19 protein-coding genes and 1 tRNA gene are annotated in these 22,855 nt (G+C 57.3%); 14 read left to right on the top strand and 6 right to left on the bottom strand.

Annotated elements, in window-relative coordinates:
• Positions 1-73: 73 nt before the first annotated feature.
• Entirely contained in the window at positions 74-733 is a 660-nt protein-coding gene (locus BMZ24_RS00175; RefSeq protein WP_161948992.1) for a TIGR04211 family SH3 domain-containing protein, read from the bottom strand.
• A 304-nt stretch (positions 734-1,037) separates the two neighbouring features.
• Here BMZ24_RS00175 and BMZ24_RS00170 point away from each other — a divergent pair.
• A tRNA-Lys gene (locus tag BMZ24_RS00170) sits at positions 1,038-1,113 on the top strand.
• A 260-nt stretch (positions 1,114-1,373) separates the two neighbouring features.
• On the top strand, positions 1,374-2,708 hold the full coding sequence (locus BMZ24_RS00165; protein ID WP_092188071.1) for a DEAD/DEAH box helicase: 1,335 nt from the start codon (positions 1,374-1,376) through the stop codon (positions 2,706-2,708).
• Between the two features lie 114 nt (positions 2,709-2,822).
• Here the strand turns inward: BMZ24_RS00165 and BMZ24_RS00160 are convergent, their stop codons facing one another.
• The 4 genes from BMZ24_RS00160 to BMZ24_RS00145 all read right to left on the bottom strand — a co-directional run bounded on the left by BMZ24_RS00160 (position 2,823) and on the right by BMZ24_RS00145 (position 7,824).
• On the bottom strand, positions 2,823-3,725 hold the full coding sequence (locus BMZ24_RS00160; protein ID WP_092188069.1) for a flagellar motor protein MotB: 903 nt from the start codon (positions 3,723-3,725) through the stop codon (positions 2,823-2,825).
• A gap of 2 nt (positions 3,726-3,727) precedes the next feature.
• Positions 3,728-4,579 carry a flagellar motor stator protein MotA gene (motA, locus tag BMZ24_RS00155; protein WP_092188067.1) on the bottom strand — a complete coding sequence of 284 codons (852 nt, stop codon included), beginning with the start codon at positions 4,577-4,579 and terminating at the stop codon, positions 3,728-3,730.
• Between the two features lie 187 nt (positions 4,580-4,766).
• On the bottom strand, positions 4,767-6,092 hold the full coding sequence (locus BMZ24_RS00150; protein WP_092188065.1) for a tetratricopeptide repeat protein: 1,326 nt from the start codon (positions 6,090-6,092) through the stop codon (positions 4,767-4,769).
• Positions 6,093-6,192: 100 nt separating this feature from the next.
• Positions 6,193-7,824: a PAS domain-containing protein gene (locus BMZ24_RS00145; RefSeq protein WP_092188063.1), complete on the bottom strand. Its 1,632-nt coding sequence runs from the start codon at positions 7,822-7,824 to the stop codon at positions 6,193-6,195.
• Between the two features lie 148 nt (positions 7,825-7,972).
• On the opposite strand from BMZ24_RS00145, the gene BMZ24_RS00140 reads away from it, so the two are divergent.
• Positions 7,973-9,199 carry an OmpP1/FadL family transporter gene (locus BMZ24_RS00140; protein WP_092188061.1) on the top strand — a complete coding sequence of 409 codons (1,227 nt, stop codon included), beginning with the start codon at positions 7,973-7,975 and terminating at the stop codon, positions 9,197-9,199.
• An 89-nt stretch (positions 9,200-9,288) separates the two neighbouring features.
• On the opposite strand, the gene BMZ24_RS00135 is transcribed toward BMZ24_RS00140, so the two are convergent.
• On the bottom strand, positions 9,289-10,155 hold the full coding sequence (locus tag BMZ24_RS00135; protein ID WP_092188059.1) for an HDOD domain-containing protein: 867 nt from the start codon (positions 10,153-10,155) through the stop codon (positions 9,289-9,291).
• 295 nt (positions 10,156-10,450) lie between these two features.
• Here BMZ24_RS00135 and BMZ24_RS00130 point away from each other — a divergent pair, with 295 nt between their 5' ends.
• From BMZ24_RS00130 to BMZ24_RS00080, 11 genes are all read left to right on the top strand, one after another.
• The gene (locus BMZ24_RS00130) at positions 10,451-11,374 is read left to right on the top strand and encodes a phosphate/phosphite/phosphonate ABC transporter substrate-binding protein (RefSeq protein WP_092188057.1); all 924 of its coding nucleotides are present in this window, start codon (positions 10,451-10,453) and stop codon (positions 11,372-11,374) included.
• Entirely contained in the window at positions 11,371-13,404 is a 2,034-nt protein-coding gene (locus tag BMZ24_RS00125; RefSeq protein ID WP_092188055.1) for an ATP-binding protein, read from the top strand. Before BMZ24_RS00130 ends, BMZ24_RS00125 begins: the two co-directional genes overlap by 4 nt.
• A 165-nt stretch (positions 13,405-13,569) precedes the next feature.
• Complete coding sequence (locus BMZ24_RS00120; RefSeq protein WP_092188053.1) at positions 13,570-13,959, top strand: response regulator; 390 nt, start codon at positions 13,570-13,572, stop codon at positions 13,957-13,959.
• Positions 13,956-16,409 carry a PEP/pyruvate-binding domain-containing protein gene (locus tag BMZ24_RS00115; RefSeq protein WP_092188051.1) on the top strand — a complete coding sequence of 818 codons (2,454 nt, stop codon included), beginning with the start codon at positions 13,956-13,958 and terminating at the stop codon, positions 16,407-16,409. The genes BMZ24_RS00120 and BMZ24_RS00115 overlap by 4 nt, the downstream gene beginning before the upstream one ends.
• The gene (locus BMZ24_RS00110) at positions 16,406-17,446 is read left to right on the top strand and encodes a protein-tyrosine phosphatase family protein (RefSeq protein WP_092188049.1); all 1,041 of its coding nucleotides are present in this window, start codon (positions 16,406-16,408) and stop codon (positions 17,444-17,446) included. The genes BMZ24_RS00115 and BMZ24_RS00110 overlap by 4 nt, the downstream gene beginning before the upstream one ends.
• 76 nt (positions 17,447-17,522) lie before the next feature.
• Complete coding sequence (locus tag BMZ24_RS00105) at positions 17,523-17,999, top strand: chemotaxis protein CheX (RefSeq protein ID WP_092188047.1); 477 nt, start codon at positions 17,523-17,525, stop codon at positions 17,997-17,999.
• A gap of 97 nt (positions 18,000-18,096) precedes the next feature.
• Positions 18,097-19,254: an NADP-dependent isocitrate dehydrogenase gene (gene icd, locus BMZ24_RS00100; protein ID WP_092188045.1), complete on the top strand. Its 1,158-nt coding sequence runs from the start codon at positions 18,097-18,099 to the stop codon at positions 19,252-19,254.
• 816 nt (positions 19,255-20,070) lie between these two features.
• The gene (pilM, locus tag BMZ24_RS00095) at positions 20,071-21,123 is read left to right on the top strand and encodes a type IV pilus assembly protein PilM (protein WP_092188043.1); all 1,053 of its coding nucleotides are present in this window, start codon (positions 20,071-20,073) and stop codon (positions 21,121-21,123) included.
• A 15-nt stretch (positions 21,124-21,138) separates the two neighbouring features.
• Complete coding sequence (locus BMZ24_RS00090) at positions 21,139-21,723, top strand: PilN domain-containing protein (protein ID WP_092188041.1); 585 nt, start codon at positions 21,139-21,141, stop codon at positions 21,721-21,723.
• On the top strand, positions 21,716-22,348 hold the full coding sequence (locus BMZ24_RS00085; RefSeq protein WP_161948991.1) for a type IV pilus inner membrane component PilO: 633 nt from the start codon (positions 21,716-21,718) through the stop codon (positions 22,346-22,348). Before BMZ24_RS00090 ends, BMZ24_RS00085 begins: the two co-directional genes overlap by 8 nt.
• Positions 22,349-22,358: 10 nt before the next feature.
• On the top strand, positions 22,359-22,850 hold the full coding sequence (locus tag BMZ24_RS00080; protein ID WP_092188037.1) for a pilus assembly protein PilP: 492 nt from the start codon (positions 22,359-22,361) through the stop codon (positions 22,848-22,850).
• The last annotated feature ends 5 nt before the right edge of the window (positions 22,851-22,855 follow it).

The following is a 22,855-nucleotide window of genomic DNA, read 5'->3' as shown; positions in this document are numbered from 1 at the left end:
CACGATGGACCGCAGTATTGCAGGAAATGCGCTGTGCTTGCACGTTGTTCGAAGACACGCCGCCGGGCATCGTTCAGCCAAACATGCGGCCTGTTTTCTTCCGTTGCAACCGGCCCAGAATCAGGCCCAGGAGCAGACTCGCGCCTACGACGCCCGCGCCGGTGAGGAACCACCTGAACTGCGTGTCACCGCTCAGGTCCCTGTTCTTCATCTCCAGGACTTCTGCCCGCTGCGCCGTTTGGGCCTGCAGCGCGGTGAGTTCATCATGGGCTCTCTTCAAGTCCACATAGGCCTTCGATCCACGTTCCAGTTCTGCGTACCGCTGCTGCAACGAGGCCAGTTCCGTCTCGGCGCGGTTCAGGCGGTCCAGCAGCGCCTGGTTTTCCCCGGCTGTGGCGCTGGTCTTCTCGGTCATCTCGGCCATTTTGGCGCGCAGGGCTTCGTTCTCGCTGGCGAACCGTTCCACCTGAAGGGCGGCCGGGGCCGTCCTGGTCAGATACCGGGCCAGCACCCACCCTTCCACGCCTTCGGCCCGCACGAGGGACCAGTCCTTGTCGTTTTTGACCACCTCCACCGGCGTGCTGGAGGGCAGCATCTTCAGGATCTTGTTGCTGTTGCTCGGCCCAGAGCGCAGTGTTATCTCGAAAACGTCAGTCACGTAGGCGGTCTGCGCGTGAGCCGCGCCCACGATCAAGAGTACCGCCATCATGGCCAGCATCACATATCTTTTCATGTCATCCCCTTGAAGTTCATGGCCGTACAAGACCACCTCATTCTTCCTTGCAAGAGGTGGTACCAGTCCCCATTCCTGCCAGATCAGGCATGACGAGTCAAAAGTCATGCGAGCGGTCATCCCGGCCTGGACATCGTGCATCTTGTCTTTCGTGGCGGAGACGATGCCAATGTCGTGTGGCGGGAAGATGCAGTCTTCGGTTGAACGTGCCGGCTTCGCACGAAGCTGTTTTCATTTTTTTCGAATTGCAATTTTTTGTTTGACAATGTTTGCCCCGCTGTCTAGTAAGCCCTTCTGTTTGCGCGGGCCAATAGCTCAATTGGTAGAGCATCTGACTCTTAATCAGCAGGTTCAAGGTTCGATTCCTTGTTGGCCCACCACCGAAAAATCAGGCTGCATCGTTCGCGATGCAGCCTTTTCGACTTTTTTCGCCCGCATTATTTCCTTTGCATTCCCCCTCAAAGGGGCTTATGGCTCACCTCTCTCGCGTGAGCAGACTTGAGCCTTGAAGCCTTGCGGACCCTGTCCGGCAACGGCCCGTCATCATCTCGTCTTGGAGATTTTCCATTCTTCCGGCAAGTCCGGCCTTCGATTGTTCATCACGCCAGTCGTTGATTTTCCTCCAACCACAGGACCATTTGTGGATTTTTCCTCTTTTTCTTTTGACCAGCGTTTGAACGTTGGCATCCGTGACTGCGGCTATGTTACTCCCACCCCCATTCAGATTCAGGCCATTCCGTCGGTGCTCGCCGGCAAGGATGTCCTTGGACTGGCCCAGACCGGCACCGGCAAGACCGCTGCTTTTGCCCTGCCTCTGTTGCAGCGCATGATCACTGACGGCATTTCCGTGCGCGGCCCGGTTCGGGTGCTTGTGCTGGCCCCTACCCGTGAGCTGGCGCTCCAGATTCACGAGACTTTCATTTCTCTCGGCAAACAGACCGGCATCCGCTCCGCGGCTGTTTTCGGCGGCGTTGGCGAAACTCCGCAGGTCAAGGCCGCCCGTTCGGCGAGTGTCCTGGTGGCGTGCCCCGGACGTCTGCTTGACCTTGTCAACCGTGGCATGGTGGACTTGTCCCATGTGAACGCCCTGGTCCTCGACGAAGCGGACCGCATGTTTGACATGGGCTTTTTGCCCGACCTGCGTCGCATCATGGCCAAATTGCCGGCCAAGCGTCAGAACCTCCTCTTTTCCGCGACCATGCCGCCCGAAATCCGCAAGATCGCGGATCAGGTTCTGGTTCAGCCTGTAGTAGTCCAGGTTTCCAACACGGCTCCGCCGGAAAAGATCCAGCATGCCCTGTACCCGGTTTCCGCCGGCCAGAAGATGGCTCTGCTCGAAGCTTTTCTGGGCAGGACTCCGCATGACTGCGTGCTCATCTTCACCCGCACCAAGCATCGGGCCAAGAGTCTTGCCCGCAAGCTGGAACAGAAAGGGATGCTCGCGACGTCCTTGCAGGGCAACCTGTCCCAGAATCGCAGACAGGAAGCCCTGGATGGCTTTCGCAGCGGCAAATACAGGATCATGGTCGCCACCGATATCGCGGCTCGCGGCATCGACTGCGTACGCATTTCCCATGTCGTCAATTTCGATCTGCCGGATACGGCCGAGAGCTACACGCACCGCATCGGACGCACCGGCCGCGCGGACAAGAGCGGCCAGGCCATAACCCTGGTCACTCCGGAAGACTCCGCCCAGATCAATGCCATCGAGCGCATCCTGGGCGGCCGACTGGAACGCATACGCCTTGAAGGGTTCGCCTATTCAAACGGCGGTGACGAGGCTTCCTTTGAAGAGCCCCGTCCAGCCCGTGCTCCCGGCAGAACCCCCGGTCGCAACGCCCCTGCCGGAAGATCCGGACGGCCCGCACCGCGAAATGCCTCTGATTCGCGCTCACCTGCTGGACGTTCCGGAAGTTCGCGTCGGTCATGCGCTCCGGGCCGGAGCGTGTTCGGAGTGGCTGCTGCCGCTTCCTGAAACTGGACCCTTGGCCTGAACGGCTGTTTTCCAGATAAAAAAATAACCCCCTGCGCGTATCTGCGAGCAGGGGGTTATTTGCGTCGTGGCAAGGACTCAGCGCAAGGACCGGGCTCAATGCCTGGAGGGCAGGGGCGGGGCGCCTTGTGGCACCGCAGGCACGGCGGTTCCATTCATGAGTGGATTGACCGACAGCTGACCATTTTGTCCTGATGTCGAATTCACGTCCACGGGGCTCCGCGTCGGGTCGTTGAAGAGGAGAATGCTGACCCTGCGATTGCGGGGATCTTCAGGATTTTCGCGGATCAGTGGCTGCGTGGCGGCATATCCCGCAACCCTGACCATGCGTTTGGGGTCCACTCCGAATTCCTGGAGGATGACGCGCGCGGATGATGCGCGGTCCGTGGAAAGTTCCCAGTTGGTGTAGCGGGATTGCGGCCCCCCAAGGGGCACTGCGTCGGTATGGCCTTCGACGGCAACCTGATTGGGCAGGTCGCGTACGGTGTCCGCGATGACTTTGAGCACGTTTCGCGCATCTCCGGTCAATTGCGAGCTGGCCGAATCAAAAAACGGGTTGCCCTCTCCGTAAAGCATCTGGATGCGCACGCCGTTGTCAAAGGTGTCGATGATGAGCTCCTCCTTGTATTCCTTCAGGCGCTCCTCGATCATCTTGGCCATGGCTTCCTTGAGGATTTCCTCCTGGGATTTGCCTTCGGCGTACATGCCCGTCGTCCCTTCCATGATGAGCGGGGTGAACTGCGATTCGGAGGCGCTTTGACCGCCGGCCCCCATGCTCATGGAGGGAGGCAGCCCATCTATGACCGAAAATTCCTTGAAATAGATGGACAATTGCTCTTTCTTTTCTTCGCTTACGTTGTTCAGAAGCCACATCAGCAGGAAGAAGGCCATCATGGCCGTGACGAGGTCCGCGTAGGCGATTTTCCAGGCGCCTCCGTGATGTCCACCGTGTCCGCCTTTTTTGACCTTCTTGATGATGACAGCTTTTTTTTCGGCCACGGCTATTTCTTGCGCACTGCGCTTTCGAGTTCTTCAAAGGTGGGGCGGGCCGAGCTGGGCACGGCGCGACGGGCAGCCTCAAGGGCCAGGGCAGGAGCCCAACCAAGGGCGAAGGACATGATGGCGGTCTTGGCCACATTCAGGAGCGTGTGCTGGTCCCGGACCTGGTGTTCGACGTTGGTGGCGAACGGAGCGACGAAGCCGTAAGCCATCAGGATGCCGAAGAATGTTCCGACCAGGGCCGCGCCGATGTGCGCGCCCAGGACCTCCGGCGGCTCGTTGAGCGCGCCCATGGTGATGACGACGCCGAGCACGCAGGCCACGATGCCGAGGGCGGGCATGGAGTCGGCGAGTTTGTTGATGGAACCGGCGGCGATCATCTCCTCTTCGTGATGCGCTTCCATGTCGATGTCCATGATGGATTCGAATTCATGGGGTTCCATGCCGGCCATGGCGTAAGTCTTTACGTTGTCGCAGATGAAATCGAGCACATGGTGGTTTTTGATCACAAAGGGGTAGGGCGTGAAGATGCTGCTTTCCTTGGGCTTGTTGGCGTGGCTTTCGAGCGCGATGATGCCTTCATGCTTGGCCAGGGTCAGCAGGTCGTAGAGCGCGCGCAGCAATTGGAGATATTCGTCCTTGCCGGGAGCCTTGGCCTTGAAGGCGCTGGCGAAGCCGCCCATCGTCAGCTTGATGACCTTCATCGGCGAGGCGATGAGGAAGGTGCCGATGGCAGCGCCGAGAATGATCACGAATTCCGCAGGCTGCCACAGGACGCTGAAGTTTCCGTGGGCCATCATGTAGCCGCCCGCTACGCAGCCCATAACAACAATTAAGCCAATGATCGCAAACATCGCGCAGTAACCCGCCTCTCTCTTTTAATTGAAATTCGTCTTGAATCGTGTTGGCGGACTATCGCCGTGGCAACAAGCGTATTCATTTACCGAAAAACAGATGAAACGTCTAACCCCGAATTTCAGCCTTTTGTCCGAACGCATCCGAAAAAAGCCTTCGGGGTGAGCGTTTTTTCTGTATTCATGCTCAACGCGTCTGTCCGCGAATGGCCTTGACCCGTTCCAGGTAGGCGGCGGCTGAAGCGTCGTCGCCTGCGTCCTTCAGGGTGAAGGCCAGCGCCTCCAGAGTGTCGGCCACCGGGAGCGCCGATGTGCCAAGCAGTGTCTCGCGGATGGACAGGGCCCGCATGAGCAAGGTCCTGGCCTGCTGAGGATCCCCGAGCTTGCGGTTGACCACGCCCAGATTGTGCAGAAGCTGGGCCACATCGCCATGCTCTTGTCCGAGACCTGCTTCGTTGATGGCCAGCGCCCGTTCGTAAAGCGCTCTGGCTTCGGCAAATCGACCTTGGGCATAGTGAACAGAGGCCAGATTGCCAAGGGAAATTGCAATGTCGAGATGGTCTGTCGGCAATGTCTGCTCCTGCAGCCGCAGCGCCCGGGTGAGCAGTTCTTCGGCTTCGTCGAGCCGCCCCTGCCTTCGCATCAGGTTGCCAAGGGTCGTGAGCGGGAGGGCCAAGCGCACGCTGTCCCGGCCGTATGCGGTCTCCCCGATGTTCACGGCCCTGCGCGCCAAAGGCTCGGCGTCGGCGATCATGTCCTGGGCCATGAGGACTTCCGCCAGGCTGGTCAGAGTGCTGATCAGCCATGGGTGCAGAGGCCCCAGAGCCGCTTCCTTGATGATCAGCGAACGTTCAAGCAGTTCCCGCGCCTGGGGAAAGTTGTTGCGGGCCTGTTCTATCCCGGCCAGATTGTCGAGGGTGCGGGCGACCTGCGGGTGGTTTGCACCCAGTTTTTCTTCCCGTATGGCCAGCGCCCTCCGCAGCAGTTTGTCGGCCTGATCCAGGAGGCCTCTGCGCAGGTAGAGTTCGCCGAGGTTGTTCAGGGTCTCGGCAAGGTCGGCGTTATCGGTTCCAAACCCGGCCTCCCGGATTTCAAGCGCCCTGATGAACGTGTCTTCCGCTTCCGAGGGCCGGTTCATGTCCGCGTAAAGCTCTCCGAGATTGCTTAAGGTCGTGGCCACTTCGGCGTGATTGGGTCCCAGGACTTTTTCGCGCATGGCCAGGGCTCTTTCAAGCGCAGTCCTGGCTTCCTCGAATCTGCCCAAAGCCGCGTAGGTCACGCCCAGATTGTTCAGCGAAGTCGCCAGGTCGGCGTTTTCCCTGGGCATGAACCCCTGTGCCAGTGCGACCCCTTGCAATGCCGTGGTCAAGGCCTGGTCATGGGAACCCTTGGTGTGCAGCGCGATGAATTCCCTGTTCAGGATCAGCCATTTCTCCTGCCCCGCCGAGGAGGTAGCCTGGTGCCCGGCGCAGGCCGGGATCAAAAAAAACAGCAGCAGAAGCAACGGTTTCATGGAAAATCTCCAGATGGTGTTTAAAGTCCGATTTCTACCCAAGTCGCGCCGCAAGCACAATAATCCCTTGTCCCCATAAACCGGTGCGGGGGAGCCGGATTCAGGCCTGGCCCGGCATCACGGCGCTGACGATCCAGTCGATGGAGCGGCCGGTGCGCAGCCCGGTGTCGATGATCCAGTCCGGCGGGACGCGCTCGTTTTTGCGGGCGTTGGAGATGGCTGCGGCGGAGACATTGAGGAAAGAGGCCAGCTCGCGGTCGGTGCGTGTGCCCGAGGCCAGCTTGAGCCGTTCGATGACCATGGTCGCCTTGCGCAGGCCCACCTGTTCGGTGATGTCGCGCACCACCACATACATGCGCGGTTCGCCGTAGATGGCGTCGTGAAAGAGCAGGCGGGCCAGGATGGTGGAATAGTTTCCGGCCTGATTGCGGATGCGGCACTCCAGGTGCTGTTCGCGCCGTTCGCGCAGGACGAGGTGCATGGCCTGGCGCACGGCGGGCAGGTCGTCCGCGTGCAGGAGATCGAGCACCGGCCGCATGTCGAGGGTGTAGGCGTCAAAGGTTTGTGGTCGTCCATATATGGAAGGGTTCAGGGTTTGGGCGGAGCGGCGCAGGATGCGGCCCTGGTCGTCGCTGACCACAACCACGTCCTCCTCCCGGACGCGCAGCTGCTCCATGAAGGCGTTTTCCTGCAGGACCTTGGCTGAGATATCCTGGGCAATTCCCAAAAGACCGATGACCTCCTGGCGGTCGTCGTCGAAGATGGGACGGCGGATGACCCTGTACCAGACCTGCGGGTCGGTCAGATGGGGCACGGCTGGATGGAGGAGTTCCTGCTTTTCCTCGAAGACCTTGAGCGCCGCCTCGATGGGAAAGCGGGCCTGCTCGGGTTCCAGAAAATCGTATTCGCTTTGCCCGATGACTTCGGTACGATCGCGCTTGTAGGCCCTCAGATAGGCCTGATTGGCGGCGACGATGCGCAGGTCCCGTCCGCTGACCCAGGCCAGGTCGGGCAGGGCGTCGACGATGCGCGTGAATTCACCTGCCAGCTTGGAGGAAAAGGTGAAGGGCCGCTGCTGAAAGAATCCGCTGTAGGCAAGAATCCGTCCGTCCGTTCCCCGGATGGATTCGGCGCTGTACCACAGTGTCAGCGGAGAGCCGTCCTTGCGGCGCAGGGTGACGGCTCCGTTTTCGACTTCGTTGCGTTCGTTGAGCTGGTTGACGATGCGCTTGCGCGAGGCGGCGGTGTAATAGAACTGTCTTGCGGGCCTGCCGACAAGTTCGTTCAGGGTATAGCCGCAGATGGTGCACAGAGCCGGACTGGCGGCCTGGATGATGCCGCTCGGCAGAACCGTGAATCCCATTTCCTGGCCGGGGCCGGTGGCCCTGAAGGTGCCCCAGGCCAGCGTGATCGCGCCGTCCGTGGCCGGGATGCCGATGAATTTCCAGCTTACATGGCGAGTGCCCGCGCCGTCGGGGAGGATGACCCGCAACCTGGCCTCGCGTACGGGCGGAGTGTCCTTGGGCAGGCTTGAGAATTCCTTGCTCCGGACTTCTGCCTGCAATTGTTCGATGATGTCCTGGGGCGCATAGCTTCTGAACGGAGCGCTTTGGATATTGCGCACCGCCTCGTTGGCAAAAAGCACCTCGCCCGTCTGATCGAGGATCAGGGCCAGATCGTTCGTGCTCGCGAGTCGCGGGGAGTAGAAGTTCAGAAGGTCGCTTACGGTCATGGATTCACCGACGCTGTATGGCAAAAGGGATTATTCATAAAAAATGAATATAAAAGATATAATAGTTCATTGACGTTTTATTTCTGCCTGCTACAGTCTCCGGGCTCTGTCAACGTTGGCGGGGCAAATCACAAGCGGGAGAAGAGAAATGCGAAGATGGATTTTTGTGCTGTGCGTTGTTCTTTGGCCATTGCAGGGTTGGGCCGCAGGCTATGGCGTCTATGAATGGAGCGCCAGGGGCAACGCCTTGGGCGGGGCCATGGTGGCCCGGGATGGGGATCCTTCATCCGTGGCCTACAACCCGGCCTGCATCACCGACGTGCCGGGCGGCCAGATTCAGATCGGAGCCACGGCCATCGCCCCTTCGGCGACCATGGACGTCAAGTCCGGCACGGCGGACGACATGGATTTTGCGGATTCGGTCTGGGGACTGCCCACGATGTATTACACGCAGCAGCTCTCGGACAATTATTGGTTCGGACTGGGCATTTTTTCCCGGGTGGGCCTGGGCACCGAATACGAGGACGCCGATACTTGGGCCGGCCGCTACAACTGCTCCCGCGCCGCCATCCAGTCCGTGTCCATCAATCCCAATCTGGCCTTGAGGTTTTCCGACGCCTTTTCGCTGGCTGTGGGCGTTGAGGCCACGTATCTGAATTTCGAGTACGACATAAGCTTCGCGCCGGGTGCCGAGTATCTGCATGAAATCGCCGCCGATGGGTGGGGCTACGGCATGAATCTCGGTGCGCGTTACCGGCCTTTCGACTGGCTTGCGTTCGGTCTTGCCTGGCGCAGCGAAATCCAAATGACGGTTCACGGTGACGGAGATTTCACGCAGAAAGGTTCGACGGCGCTTCCCTTCAAGAGCACGGATGTGACCGGCACCGAGCCTGTCCCCGAATCCGTGACCATGGGCGTCATGGTAAAGCCCGTGGAGCGTTTGAGTCTGGAGTTCGATGCGGTCTGGACAAGGTGGAGTTCCTACAAGTCCCTGATCGTGAACTATGATGATGAGCAATACCGTTTCGGCGACAAACTGAAAAGCGACAAGAACTGGAACAACGCGTGGAGATTTCAATTTGGAGCCGAATACGCCCTGACCGACAGCGTCGATCTGCGTGCCGGCTATGTCTACGACCAGTCTCCGGTCAATGACGATTACGAGGATTATGCCGTGCCCTGCACCGATCGGCAGATCGTGACCTTGGGCGCCGGCTGGAAAATAAACGACACTTGGGTCGTGGACGCGTCCTACGGTTATCTGTGGATGAAAGACCGCAAATACGAGGCAAGAAAAGAGGCGAACATCATTGAGCTGACCCGTGAAGACGCTCATGCTCACATGGCGGGCCTGAGCGTGACCTACAGGTTTTAAAGTCCGTTAGCCTTGTTTCCTGGTGACAAAAAAGGCCGCCGCGTCCGAAAATGGCGCGGCGGCCCTGTCTTTTCTGGCGCCTTGGTGAATCAGTGAAACATCTTCAGGATCTTGTCCAACTGGTCCATGACGTCCGCCTTGATATCCTCTTCGTTGACTCCGGACTGGTCCAGGACATTGCCTTGCAGCCAATATCCGGGAGGGGAATCGGGCAGCGCGGCGTATCCGTATTCCTGGGCCAGGTGGCGGGCAAGACGCAGCAGGGAATGCAGGGTGCGGCTGTCTGTATCCAGGCTCGGTTCGGGCACATGGTAGGATGAGATGATGTCGGGCACGAAATCCGGAAAGCCCCAGCGTTTGACCATTTCCGCGCCCAGTTCAAAGTGGTCGAAGCCGTCGAAGAGTTCTTTTTCACGCGCGAAAATGTCCGGCAGCGGCTGCGAGAGGTCTTCGGCGATGAATTTTGCGAACGCATCATAGTAGTTGATGGCGAGCACCGGAATGCCGATGACGTGCATGAGGCCCAGGGGATAGATCATGCCGACCATATCCATGGGCAGGGCCTTTACCTGCGGACAATCCTGAATGAGGCGCTGCATGGTCAGCGAGACGGCCAGATTCTGTTTCCAGATGGCGCGCAGGAGCTTGTTGATTTCGGCGTTGTCGGATCTGAAAGCCGATTCGAGGACCACATGGAAGATGATCCGACGGATTTCCTTCATGCCAAGCCGGTTGAGCGCGACTCTCAAATCCGAGATTTCCGTAATGCCGGCGAACAACGGGGAGTTGGCGCAGGCCAGGATGGAGCCGAAGATGGCCGGATCCAGCTCGACGGTCCGGGCGAAGGCTTCCATATCGGGGCTCGGAGCGTTGATCAGTTTCATGAGTTCCATTCCGACGGCTTTCACGCCCGGAATGTTGAAGTCGATATGGGCAAGTCGTTTGACCGAGTGCATGGTTGTATCCGGTGTTGAAGGTTGTTGACTGGCGTTCCAATACAATGTCGGGGGCCGCGCATCAAGCCTTGATAAAGTCGAAGGGGTTTGATCCCCTGAAAAGAGCCCCGAATCAGCCTCAAGGCTGACCGTTCATTGCGCCGTGCGGGTCCACTGCGTTCCGTTTTCATGCCGCTTTCACGCGGCACGGGGGGGCGGAAGTGCGCAGGCCCAAGGATGAAGAAACCTTCTGGTTGTTGGTTTTGTCCTTTTGGAGTACGTGTATTGGTATCAATTCCATTGCCGAAGAGGGACCATGACGCTAGCGCGACTTCCGATTTTCATACTGCTCTTCTTCATGGCCGCCTGTACGGAAAACGAGCCGGTCGTGAAGGTGGACATGTCAAAGGTCGAAAGCGTGGCTCCGCTCGGTTCGACCTCGGCCATCACCTATGCCTATCTGCCCCAGTATTCCCACTCCGTCTCCTTTGAACGTCATCGCCGCCTGCTCGAATACCTGCGGCACAAGACCGGGCTGTCCCTGCGACAGGTCTTTCCCAATACATTCGCCGAGCATGTCAAGATGGTGGAACGCGGCGAGATAGACATCTCCTTTACCAATCCTTTCGTTTACATATCCTTGGCCAGACTGGGCTCCGAAGCCTTCGCGCGCGTCGTGGAACCTGACGGGGGGGCCAATTTTCAGGGCCAGATCATCGTGCGCGCCGACAACCCCGCCATAAACAGCCTTGCGGACTGCCGGGGAAAAAGAATCATTGCCGTTGACCCCAATTCCGCTGGGGGTTTTCTGTATCCTTTCGGACTGTTTTTCGATCACGGCATCACGCAAAAGGATTTTCAGGAGGTCGCCTTTGCCACCGGCGCGGGGGGAAGGCAGGAAGCGGTGGTCCTGGCCGTGTACACGGGCGCCTATGATGTCGGCACCATCCGCAAGGGCACGCTTGATATCGTGCGCGATAAGATCGACCTGGACCAGATCCGCGTGCTCGCGGAAAGCCGTCCGTACCCGGGCTGGGTGTACTCCGTGCGCAAGGGTTTTGATCCGGCCATCAAGGACAAGATCGCCCGGGCCCTGCTGGACCTGAGCGCAAGCCGGCACGATGATGCTCCGGTTCTTGCCGCCGCCGGAATGATCGACATCATTTCCGCCCACGACGAGGACTATGAGCCAATCAGAACCTTGATACGACGCCTTGGCCTGAATGGGGATTTTCAATGAAGTCCCTTTTTTCCAGACTCAAATTCGAGACCAAGCTCAATCTGGGCATCATCGCCATCGTGCTCGGCATGGCGTCGGTCCTGTTGCCCGTCGTGGCCAAGATGACGTCTTCGGCCCTGGTGACGGAGAACAAGCTGCGCGGGGCCGCCTTGGTCGAGAGCCTGGCAGCTCGCGCCGTGAATCCGCTTTTGGCGCAGGATTATCTCGTGCTGAGAAACCTGGTCGGTGAAATCGGCGACGTGGTTTACGCCTTTGTCCAGAACGCGGACAACCGGGTCGTCACCCATTCCTTCGCCAAGGGCTATCCCGTCGAGCTGGTGGACGCCAACCGGGTCGGCAGCAATGAGCGGGTCAATGTCCAGCTCATCGATACGGGCCAGATCTTCGTCTACGATTTTGCGGCGCCCATAATGGTCGCGGGAGAGCGCATCGGGACGGTGCGCATCGGGTTGTCCAAGTCCCGCCTGAACGCAACCACCAAGCAGTTCGTCTCGGCCCTGGCGACCATGTTCGGCGGGGTGCTGCTCGCGGCCATGGCCCTGGGCAGCATTTTTGCCCGGACGGTGACCCGCCGTCTGGCCAAGCTTCGCGCTCATGCCGAGGATCTGGTGACGGGGAGCCTCGACAACCTGGCCGTGTTGCCGGGTGAGCATTTCTGCTGGGAGATCATGAACTGCAAGGAGACAAGCTGTCCTGCCCACCATGATCGCGTGCGCCGTTGCTGGCTGGTGCCGGACACGAAGTGCGCCTGTCATGCATGCATAATCGGGCCCAAGCCCTCAAGTTGCAGGGATTGTCCGGTTTTTCTGCAGAATGTGGGTGATGAAATTCAGGATCTGGCCGAATCCCTTGATTTCATGGCCTTTACCCTGCGCGACCACATTCGAGGCCTGCGTGATGCCGAGCAGACCCTGACCAACCAGCAGCGCCTTCTGTCCACGGTGCTGGACATGAATCCCGATCTCATCTCCCTGGTGGACACTCGCATGATCTACCAGACATCCAACCGGGCTTTTGCGCAGAGCGTGGGCAAGACCGTGGCTGAGATCAGGGGGCTCAACGATTTTCACCTGTTCTCGGAAGAAGAGGCGGAGCGCAGAAATCTCGAAGGCCGGGAGGTGCTCATCACCGGTGAGCGCGTGGACAGGCAGGAACGCGTCGACGGTCCTGACGGCCGCAAGTGGTTCCATGTGGTCCAGATCCCGGTGCATGATGAATCGGGCCGCATCGTGAGCCTGCTGCGCATGGACAGGGATGTCACGGACATCAAGGAATACGAGCAGCAACTCATCCAGGCGCAGAAGATGGAATCCATCGGCAAGCTGGCCGGAGGGGTGGCGCATGAGATCAACACCCCGCTCGGGATCATCCTCGGGTATTCCCAGCTTTTGAAGGAGGATGCGCCGCCAGACAGCCAGTTGAGCCAGGATCTGGCCGTTATCGAGAAGCAGACCAAGGTCTGCCGCAAGATTGTGGCCGACCTGCTGGGTTTCTCCCGGCAGGGGCAGACCGACAAGCGGGAGATGTGCTTCAACAACTCGGTCATGGAGTCCGTGAGTCTGGTCCGGCATTCATTCGAACTGGACCGGGTACAGATCGTGACCAGGCTTGATGACAGCTTTCCCATCATTTACGGCGACCCGGAGAAGCTCAAGCAGGTCTGGATAAACCTGCTCAACAACGCCAAGGATGCCATGCCCGAGAGCGGAGGCGTCATCGTGGTGGTCACCAAGCTCAAAACCCCGCTCGGGATCGTCACGCTCGATGTCGCCGACAGCGGCACCGGGATTGACGAAGTGTCCCTGAAAAAGATTTTCGATCCGTTCTACACCACCAAGTCGGTGGGCAAGGGGACGGGACTCGGGCTGTCCGTGTCCTTTGGCATCGTCAAGGATCACATGGGTGAGATTCGCGTGGACAGCCCGTTGCCATCGGATTTCGACCTTCCGCCCCTGCCTGAGGGGGCCGTGAAGGGTCCGGGGACGATATTTACTGTTGATATTCCCCTGGATCACGGATCCGAGTATTAGGACCAATATTGACGGCCTGTGTCGCGTGCCGGGCAAGTCTCCGGCAGGCCGGGAATCAGGCGGGCACATTTCGGACACACCCCGTGCGCACCGGCTTTGGGTGCAGGTGCACGGTCCGGGGCGTTCATGCCCCGCAGGTCAAGAATCTATCTTAAGGAGAGGTGCATGGCATCGATTATTGTTCTGGATGATGTTTCAGATGCGGGAGTCCTGGTGAAAAGGATCCTGGAGCGTCAGGGCCATCAGGTCACGGCATTCACCGAAGAGGAGGAGGCCATCCGCCACGCGGCCAAGGGCGCCACGGATCTTGCGATTCTGGACATCAAGCTGAAGAGGATGACCGGAGTCGAGGTGCTGGCGGAGATGAAGAAGTTCGCCCCCCGGATCAAGGTCATCATGCTGACGGGATATCCCACTCTGGAAACGGCACGGGAATCGCTCAAGCTGGGAGCCAGCGAGTACTGCGTCAAGCCCATCGACAAGGAAGAACTCGAATCCAAGGTCGCGGATGTATTGAGACAGGATGTCGCCGATCTGCAGGATGAGGTTCCATGACCGCTTCCCGCCTGCTGCGACACTGGTTCACCCGGCTGGTGGCTCCAAACAGGCTCATCCGTGAAAAATATGAGCACTTCAAGGAGTTGCTGGACAGCGACGCCAGGGCCCTGGATCTGATCGCGGATCTCGAAGCTCCCATATACGGCTACGATCCGGCGGACGTGGCCCGGGTCAGGGTTCTGACCGGGCAGCTTGTGGAGGCTGTCCGCGCCATGACGACCAGTCTCTACGACATGAACCCCCATGCATACGCCGATCTTCCGGGGGCGCTGGAGCGCATCGCCACGGAAATTTCGGTTCTGGTCACGCAGCCGCCGCTCGATTTCGGGCCTCCCTACGTGCTTTCCCTGGACGAAGCCGCGGACCATCCCGGCCAGGTCGGAGGAAAAGCGGCCAATCTGTCCATAGTGCGCCGCAATGGCGTTGCGACACCGCCGGGATTTGTCATCACGGCCTCGGCTTTTGCCCGCTATCTGCGGGACAACGATCTTGAAAAGGAAATCGAGAAGCGTTTCGAGGACGTTTCCCTGTCCAACAATGACGCCATTGTCCGCGTGACCGGAGAATTGCAGGAACTGATCCTTGCGGCCAAGGTTCCCGCCGACATCGCGGACGAAATTCTGCGCGCCGTGGAGGACCTGAATCTTGGGGACAGGCATTTGGCGGTGCGATCGAGCGCCCTGGCCGAGGACGGAGACATCACCTTTGCCGGTCAATACGCCAGCGAGCTCGATGTTCCGCCGTCGGAAGTGCTGACGGCCTACAAGCGCGTCCTGGCCGGAAAATACTGTCCCCGGGCTCTGGCCTACAGGGTTCGGCACGGCCTCACCGACAACGACACCGCCATGGCCGCCCTTGTCCTGCCCATGGTGGAGGCCTCGGCCGCGGGGGTCGTCTACACCTTCGATCCCGCGTGTTCTGCGGTGGGAGGCAAGGCGGTGGGCGTCTATGTGGTCCGAGGGCTGGCGGCGGAGCTGGTGGACGGATCGGCGACCCCGGGCAAGCATTACCTGACCCGCGAGCCCGAGCCGTCCATTTTGATGGGCTGCGTCTGCGAAAGCTCGGCGGCAGTCTCCGATGAAGTCCTGTGCGAACTCGGCAAACGGGCCATGCATCTTGAAAATGTTTTCGGCCAGCCTCAGGATGTGGAGTGGGCCTACGGACCGGACGGGCTCACGATTCTGCAATCACGGCCTTTGCAGCAGGAGCAGGACAGGGAGGTTTTTTCTCCCGAGGAAATCAGCGTCGCGGTCGAGCTTGTCTCGGAACTGGACTGCGCGTCTCCGGGGGCGGCTTGCGGGCCCGTTCATCATGTTTCGTCCGGAGCGGATTTTCGGGGCATCCCCAAGGGCTCGGTCGTGGTCACGAGCACTCTGCGTCCCGCGCTTTCACAGTTCCTGGATCGCATCGCCGCCATAGTGGCCGGCAGCGGCAGCAGGGCCAGCCATCTGGCTTCGGTGGCCCGTGAGCGAGGCGTGCCCGTGGTCGTTGGGTGCGAATCCGGCGTTCTGAAGGATGGCGCGGTCGTGACGGTGGATGCGGCGGCGGGGAAAATCTTTGACCACTGTTTGCCGACCATCATGGCGCGCAATCTTGCGGCCGAGAAAACCCATGCTCAGGTTCGGGCCGAAAACCAGGCACTGGCCGCGTGTTCCGTGCGCCTCAGCCTCCTGGACCCGGAGGGCGAGAATTTCACTCCGCAGGGGTGCCGCTCGTTGCATGATCTGGTGCGTTTTTGCCACGAAAAGAGCGTGGCGGAGATGTTTTCCCTGGTCGACAGGGGGGGCAGGGGGCTTGGCAGGTCAAGGCTCCTGGAGACGACCCTGCCGCTGGTCATGTATGTGCTCGATCTGGGAGGCGGGCTGGCGCCCGAGGCCGGAGAAAAAGGTCCTGTGGGCGTGTCCGCCCTGGCCTGCATTCCCTTGCGCTCGCTCTGGGCCGGGTTGGCCGATGAACGCGTGGCCTGGGACGAGAGTCAGCTGCATGTCGACTGGGAGGCCTTTGACCGGGTCAGCGCCGGCATTTTCAGCAAGGATTCGAGAATTCTCGCCAGTTACTCGATCATTGCGTCGGAATACATGCACCTGAACATCCGCTTCGGGTATCATTTTTCCATCGTGGACTCCCTTTGCGGTGATTTGCCGGGCGCCAATTATGTCAAGTTCCGCTTCAAGGGCGGCGGCGCGGCGCTGTCGCAGCGCATGAACAGGCTGGTCTTTGTGCGTCAGGTCCTGGAACATTTCGGTTACGAAACGGTCATCAAAGGCGACATGCTCGATGCGTCGTACATGCGCATGCCCGCCGCCGAGACCGCTCATGCACTGAACGTCCTCGGACTGGTCCTGGCCGTGACGCGTCTGATGGATGTGAAGCTCGCGGATTCGGCCGAGGCGCGCAGCGAGGCGTCCCTTTTTCTCCAACGCTTTTTCCCGGAGGAGAACGCATGAGCCGCGGCGCCTATTCCGCGACCTGGGTCACGGATCAGTTGGCCGTGGGGGCGGCTCCCATGAGCTATGAGCAGCTCGATTGCCTGCGCGCCGAAGGCATCGGGGCGATCCTGAACCTGTGCGGCGAATTTTGCGATCTGCACGACATTGAGTGCGCCGCCGGATTCGAGGTGTATCACATGCCTCTTGCCGACGAGGAGGCCCCGGAGCTGGCCGAGCTTGAAAAGGCGCTGGCCTGGCTTGATGAAGCCATCTACCTGGGCAAGAAGGTGCTCATACATTGCCGTCACGGAATCGGGCGGACCGGAACGGTGCTCAACGCATATCTGCTGCGCCGAGGCCTGGGGCACCGCCTTGCCTGGGTCAGGCTGCGAACGCTCAGATCCAAACCCGCCAATTTTTCGCAGTGGTGGACAATCAGGAAATACGGAAAGCAAAGCCCGAAGCTCACCGTGCGCGAACCGTCCCTGGAAATGCACAAGGCCGTTGATTTGAGCCCGTTTTTTCGCGATTACGAAGCCCTTCAGGCCCGGGTCGACGATGAGACGCGCGATATCACCTCCAAATGCGGGCGCGATCACGACAAATGTTGCAGCACTCCGATCAAATTGTCGATGATCGAGGCCGTGTATCTCACCCAGAAGATGAATGTCGGGCTGACCAGCGAGAAACGCCTGGAGGTCATCGCCAGGGCGGTGGAGACGGCTCGCCGGGAGCGTCTTGCTGACAGCCAGGTTTCGGCAGACGACTATTGCTTGTCCGACGCCAGCGCGCGCTGCCCTCTGCTGGAGGATGGGAAATGCATTCTTTTTGCCGGGCGTCCGCTCAGGTGCCGTTTTTTCGGGTTGAATGAAGAAAGGGCAGGTGTTTTGTGGGAAACAGCCCTCGATCCGGCGCTGGGCAATCTGTCTCTTGAATTGTGGCTTGCCTTCGCGGGGGGCATCGCTCGCGGCTCCCTGCCGCTTTTTGCCCTGGCCGATGTTGTTTCGGGCAAGTATGTGCAGGCCCTGTTTCACTTGATGGTGCGTTCACAGTAACGTATGGCTCATTTTTCGATGGGCGTGAGCCGTGTGATTGTTTTCAAAAAAATCGAGCTTAACATGGTGGGATACTATGAATGATGCCATAAAGGGAATAATAGCGCAGTTTGTGGAGGCGACGACCTCCGTTCTGAAGACGATGGCGATGACCGATGCCAAGGTGGGCACTCCCTTTGTCAAACAACACGCAGGGGCTCAAGGCGATGTGACGGGTGTGATCGGATTTTCAAATCCGAAAGGCAAAAGCAGGGGGACCATGTCCCTGACATTCACCACCGCTTCGGCCCTGGGTATTGTCGGCGCGATGCTCTACGAGGAACAGTCCGAAATAAACGATGTCGTCACTGATGCCGTCGGCGAACTGACCAACATGATCTCCGGGCAGGCCCGCAAAGGCCTTGTCGGCATGGGCATGATTTTCGAGGGCGCGATTCCCTCCGTGATCACGGGAGCCGGACATACGATCAGGCATGTTTCGACAAGCGCCATTCTGGCCATCCCCTTTGAAACGCAGCATGGTGCGCTCATGGTTGAAGTCTGCTTTAGCTGAACGCCGCGATGCCGCTTTTTGGCGGTTGCGTGATCAATAATCTTTTACTATCCCCAAACCCCGCGAGGGGTTTTATTTTTTGATCCAGGAGACAAGTATGAAACGCAGAGTATATTTTATTGAAGGCGACGGGATTGGACGCGAAGTATGGGCGGCCGGTCGTCCTGTTCTCGACAGAGCTGTTGAACTGGCGTTCAAGGACGGCCGCGGATTTGAATGGGTCGAGTTGCTGGCGGGCAAGAAAGCCTTTGAAGAGACAGGCTCCTATCTTCCCCAGGAGACGCTGGACACTTTGAAGAAAGCGGATCTGGCCATGAAGGGCCCCCTTGAGACCCCGGTGGGCAAGGGTTTTCGCAGCCTGAACGTGACCATGCGCCAGACGCTTGATTTGTTCGCGTGCATCCGGCCCATCCAGTATTTCAAGGGCATCGAAAGCCCGGTCAAGCATCCTGAACGCGTCAACATGGTGATTTTTCGCGAGAACACCGAAGATGTGTACGCAGGCATCGAATGGCAGGCCGGGAGCCCCGAGGCCAAAAAGCTCATTGCGTTCCTGCGGGACGAAATGGGTGCGAACGTGGACGAGCAGAGCGGTATCGGCATCAAGCCGATGACGGCAGCGGGGTCCAAGAGACTTATCCGCAAGGCGATTCAGTTTGCCCTGGATCAGAAACGTGAAAGCGTGACCATGGCCCACAAGGGCAACATCATGAAGTTCACGGAAGGCGCTTTTCGCAACTGGGGCTATGAGCTTGCCGCGGAGGAGTTTGCAGGTGTGGTGGTTCGCGAGGGTGAAGAATGCTGCCCTCCGGGCCGGGTTGTGCTCCAGGACAGAATTGCCGACGCCATGTTTCAGGAGGTGCTCATCCGGCCCGAGAAATATGATGTCATCGCTACGCCGAACCTTAACGGCGATTATCTCTCCGACGCCCTGGCCGCCCAGGTCGGAGGCCTTGGCCTGGCCCCCGGGGTGAACATGAGCAGCGACCTGGCCTTTTTCGAGCCCACGCATGGGACCGCACCGACAATTGAAGGGAAAGATCTTGCCAATCCAGGCAGCCTGATTCTTTCCGGTGCGCTGATGCTTGAACACGTGGGTTGGCACGAAGCCGCCGGCAAAATTCGCAAGGCAGTTGAATTAGCCATCTCGGAAGGGCGGGTGACCGTTGATCTGGCCGGGCAGATGGCCAAGGCGGAGCAGGTGGGATGTGCGGAGTTCGGCCAGATTCTGCTTGCCAATCTCGAAAAGGTTTAATGACAAGACGGCCTTGTTGCTCTGTTGTGCAGTGCAAACAGGAATCGTTTTGCGATGTGCATGTTTTTTTCATGCAGCATTCACCTATATCCGAACATTTTTACTGCCCTGCTACGAAAATAATTTGTTCAAACCGGCAAGGTGTTGAGATTCTCGATAAGAACCCACGCTCGTCATGAGCGCCTGATTCTGTGAGAATCAAAGTCTCAGGTTCCATGAACCGCCGTTTCAATACCCTTTTTGTTCAAACGGGTATTTGGGATTTGAATTTGCGCCAGTGATCATAACAGCGGAAGTGATTGCAGGGCTTCACAGTAACTTCGAATTGAGCGGATGTTTCATTTTCAATATGGCATTGCTTGGTCGACTCGGGCCCGATTCTTTAAAAAAGAATCGGGCTTTTTTCTTTCGAAATGATGGCTCACTGCTCCAGCGGGCAAGAAGTCGGCGTTATTGTTTGACATGCTCAAACGATGAGAAATCGGGTCAAATGGATGATTTTGAGAAGAGAAAGTGGTTGTCGTTATCTTTCAACGCAAAGCAGAAGGCTTAATTGCGAGTGAATTGCTCCCCTCGTTACGTATCGAGAAAAATACCAGATGGTGTTGTGGCGATGACTCCTCCGCAGGTAGACAGAATGGGTTTTGTTTGTGTCGATGGATTAAGTTTCAAAAGCCTGAGAGATGATTATTTTATTCACTGTTTTTCAACGCATTATTTCTTGCATGGGCTGAATGTTTTATGCTAATAAATGAACTATCGACGAGTAAATGCATGGTTCTGGGTGAAGAAAAAAATCGTTGAGGATATAACGCTGTGAAAAAATTAGGTTTTTTTTCTAAGAAAAATGCCGGTGTCGGTTTGGATCTTGGAAGCGAATGGCTGAAAATGGTAAAGATTCGGCCGGGAAAAGGTGATTTTATTCTGGAGAGCCTTGCCAGGAGTCCATGGCAACCTGGTGATCTCGACAACAATTCGGCAACAGCAAAAAAGATTGCAGGGCTCTGGTCACAGCTTATGCTCAAGGAGCAGGTGGTCGCCTCCTCGATGGCCGGGCACGCGGTTATAGTAAAACGTGTCACTTTCGAGTCTGATTCACCCAAGACTCTGGGCGACACGGTTCACAAAGACGCACGTCAGTACATTCCTTTCGATATCAATGATGTTTACCTCGATTTTCAGATCCTGGGTCCTGGCGCAAAAGAAAAGAGCTATGACGTCTTGCTTGTGGCCAGCAAGAAAAAGGTCGTCCAGAATCTGAGCGATGTGATCACCCAGTCCGGCCTGTCCCTCTCGGTTATCGATGTCGACTCTTTTGCGATATGCAATAGCTTTGAATACAATTATCCTGAATTGCAGGAAAAGCCTGTCTACCTCCTCGACATTGGCGGCGCACAGAGCGTTTTTTGCATTTATCACAATGCCCAGCCTGTTTTTTTGCGCGAGGTTTCCTTTGGAGGGCGGGTGGTGACGGAGTCGTTGGCCTCCATACTCAATCTGAAGAGGATGGAAGCGGAGCGGATCAAGTTGGGCGGCAAGGATGACCTTGACGAAAAGAACGCCAAGGCCATTGCCGACGCGGTGAACAAGACTTTCAAGAACTGGTGTGATGAATTGAAGCGTCTGATAGGATTCTATCATTCATCCTCGAGCAATGTCGTGCCGGCCGAGTCTCTCTATCTCTCCGGAGGCGGAGCCTTGCTTGGCGGACTGAAGGATGTTTTTCAGAAAGAGCTCGACCTTGATGTTCAATATCACAATCCGTTCCGAAAGATTTTTGTCGACAGAAATTCTTTTCAGAAAGAATATCTTGAAGAAATAGGCCCGCAAATGGTTGTTCCTTTTGGCCTTGCCTTGAGAGCAATATAATATTGGAAGCCAGCTATGATCAAAATTAATTTACTTCCTCAGCAAAAGCGAACAAAATCGACCAACATTGAGAAAAGCTTTGTTTTTTTCGTGTTGGGCGTCATTCTGGTGCTTGGATCCGTTTTTGCCGTAGACTACTATTTTTCCGCTCAGCTCGCGGATTTGAATGCGTCCGTGTCCAAAAAAACGCAGACAAAGACGCTTCTGGAAAAAGAAGTCGCCAAGGTCAACCAGACCATACAGGAACTTCAGGATATCGAAGGAAGGATCAAGATCATCAAGCAAGTTCGGCTTCGTCAGGGGTTGCCGGTCAAGTATATTGATGAGGTTGTAACCAATATGCCGCAAAACAAATTGTGGGTTGAAAAGTTCAATGTTGATGCCAATGGAAATATTGCCCTCAGTGGAGTGGCATTGGACAACCAGGCTTTCGTCAGCTTCGTTGAAAGGCTTCGTCTGTCGAAATATATTGCCAGTGTAGACACCCGAAGGACGTCGCGTCGTGAAATTGACGGGCTGGGGCTGGTATCCTTCGAATGTTCCGTCAAGGCTCAAGAGTATTTCGAGAACACAAGTACGAATGGAACAACAAATGGATAAATCTACAGTTTCCAAAAAATTTGCGGAATTGTCATCCCTGCAGTTGTTTTTGATACTGCTCGGTTTGGCAGGGTTGGTGTATGGAGCGTATTGGTACTTCATCCTCGATGACAAGCTAATTCAGATGACCAAGGCCGAGCAAACCATCGAGAAGCTCGACAAGGACATCGCTCTGTATCGCTCGCAGGTCGCCAAACTGCCGGAATTGGAGCGCAGCCTGTCCTTGCGCAAAAAGGAGCTTTATTACGCCAAGACCCTTCTACCCGAGGATGCCCGGGCGCTAGAGATGCTGCTTGCCTCCTTTGAGAAGTTGGGCCGCGATGAAAATGTGGAGTTTATCCTTTTTCAACCCGGCGCTGAACAAATTCAGGAATTTTATGCGACTCGTTCGGTTCAGCTGCAAATTAGCGGGACGTTCCACCGTCTTGTTACGTATTTCGACCGCCTATCGCGACTCGATCGTCTTGTAACCATCCAAAATATCACTTTTTCGCCAGTCTCTGATTTTTCTCCGACGGAAAAGTATCTCAATACCAGTCTTGTTCTTCAAGTCTACAGGGCTCTTACAGCGGCTGAAATCGAGGCTCGTGAAGCTCAAAAGAATCAAAATAAGAAAAAAAAGTGAATGAGACGCCATGAAAGTACACATTTTGATCCTGACGGCCTTGTTTTTTCTATGTGCGCCTGTCTTTGCCGCCGAGGGGCAGACGAATGCGTCCGGTCAGGAATTTCCGGACTGGATAACTTCACAGTATCCCCCATATGACGCAAAAGGTAAAATTGATCCGTTTGTGTCATTTGTGAAGATTCGCGAATACGAACTCATGCAGGCCGCCAAAAAATCGAAAATTGAAAAGAAAGCTGCCACGCCGCTGGAAACGGTCGATGTGCGAAGCTTGAAGCTCATCGGCATTATCAACAAGGTGGGCGGAAACTCCATGGCGATGGTTGAGCTGCCGGACGGCAAGGGATACTTGATCCGCCCCGGCATGACAATCGGGCTGTATGATGGCGTGGTCACTTCTATTGGAAATGAAGTACTTGTCGTCGAAGAAGATGTCATTGATGTTTTTGGTGAAGCAAAAAAGCGAATAATTAATTTAAGATTGCGGCAAGAGAAGGAGTAGGGTGC

The organism is Desulfomicrobium norvegicum, from assembly GCF_900114595.1.
Lineage (GTDB): Bacteria > Desulfobacterota > Desulfovibrionia > Desulfovibrionales > Desulfomicrobiaceae > Desulfomicrobium > Desulfomicrobium macestii.
This window is presented reverse-complemented; position numbering and strand designations above follow the sequence as displayed.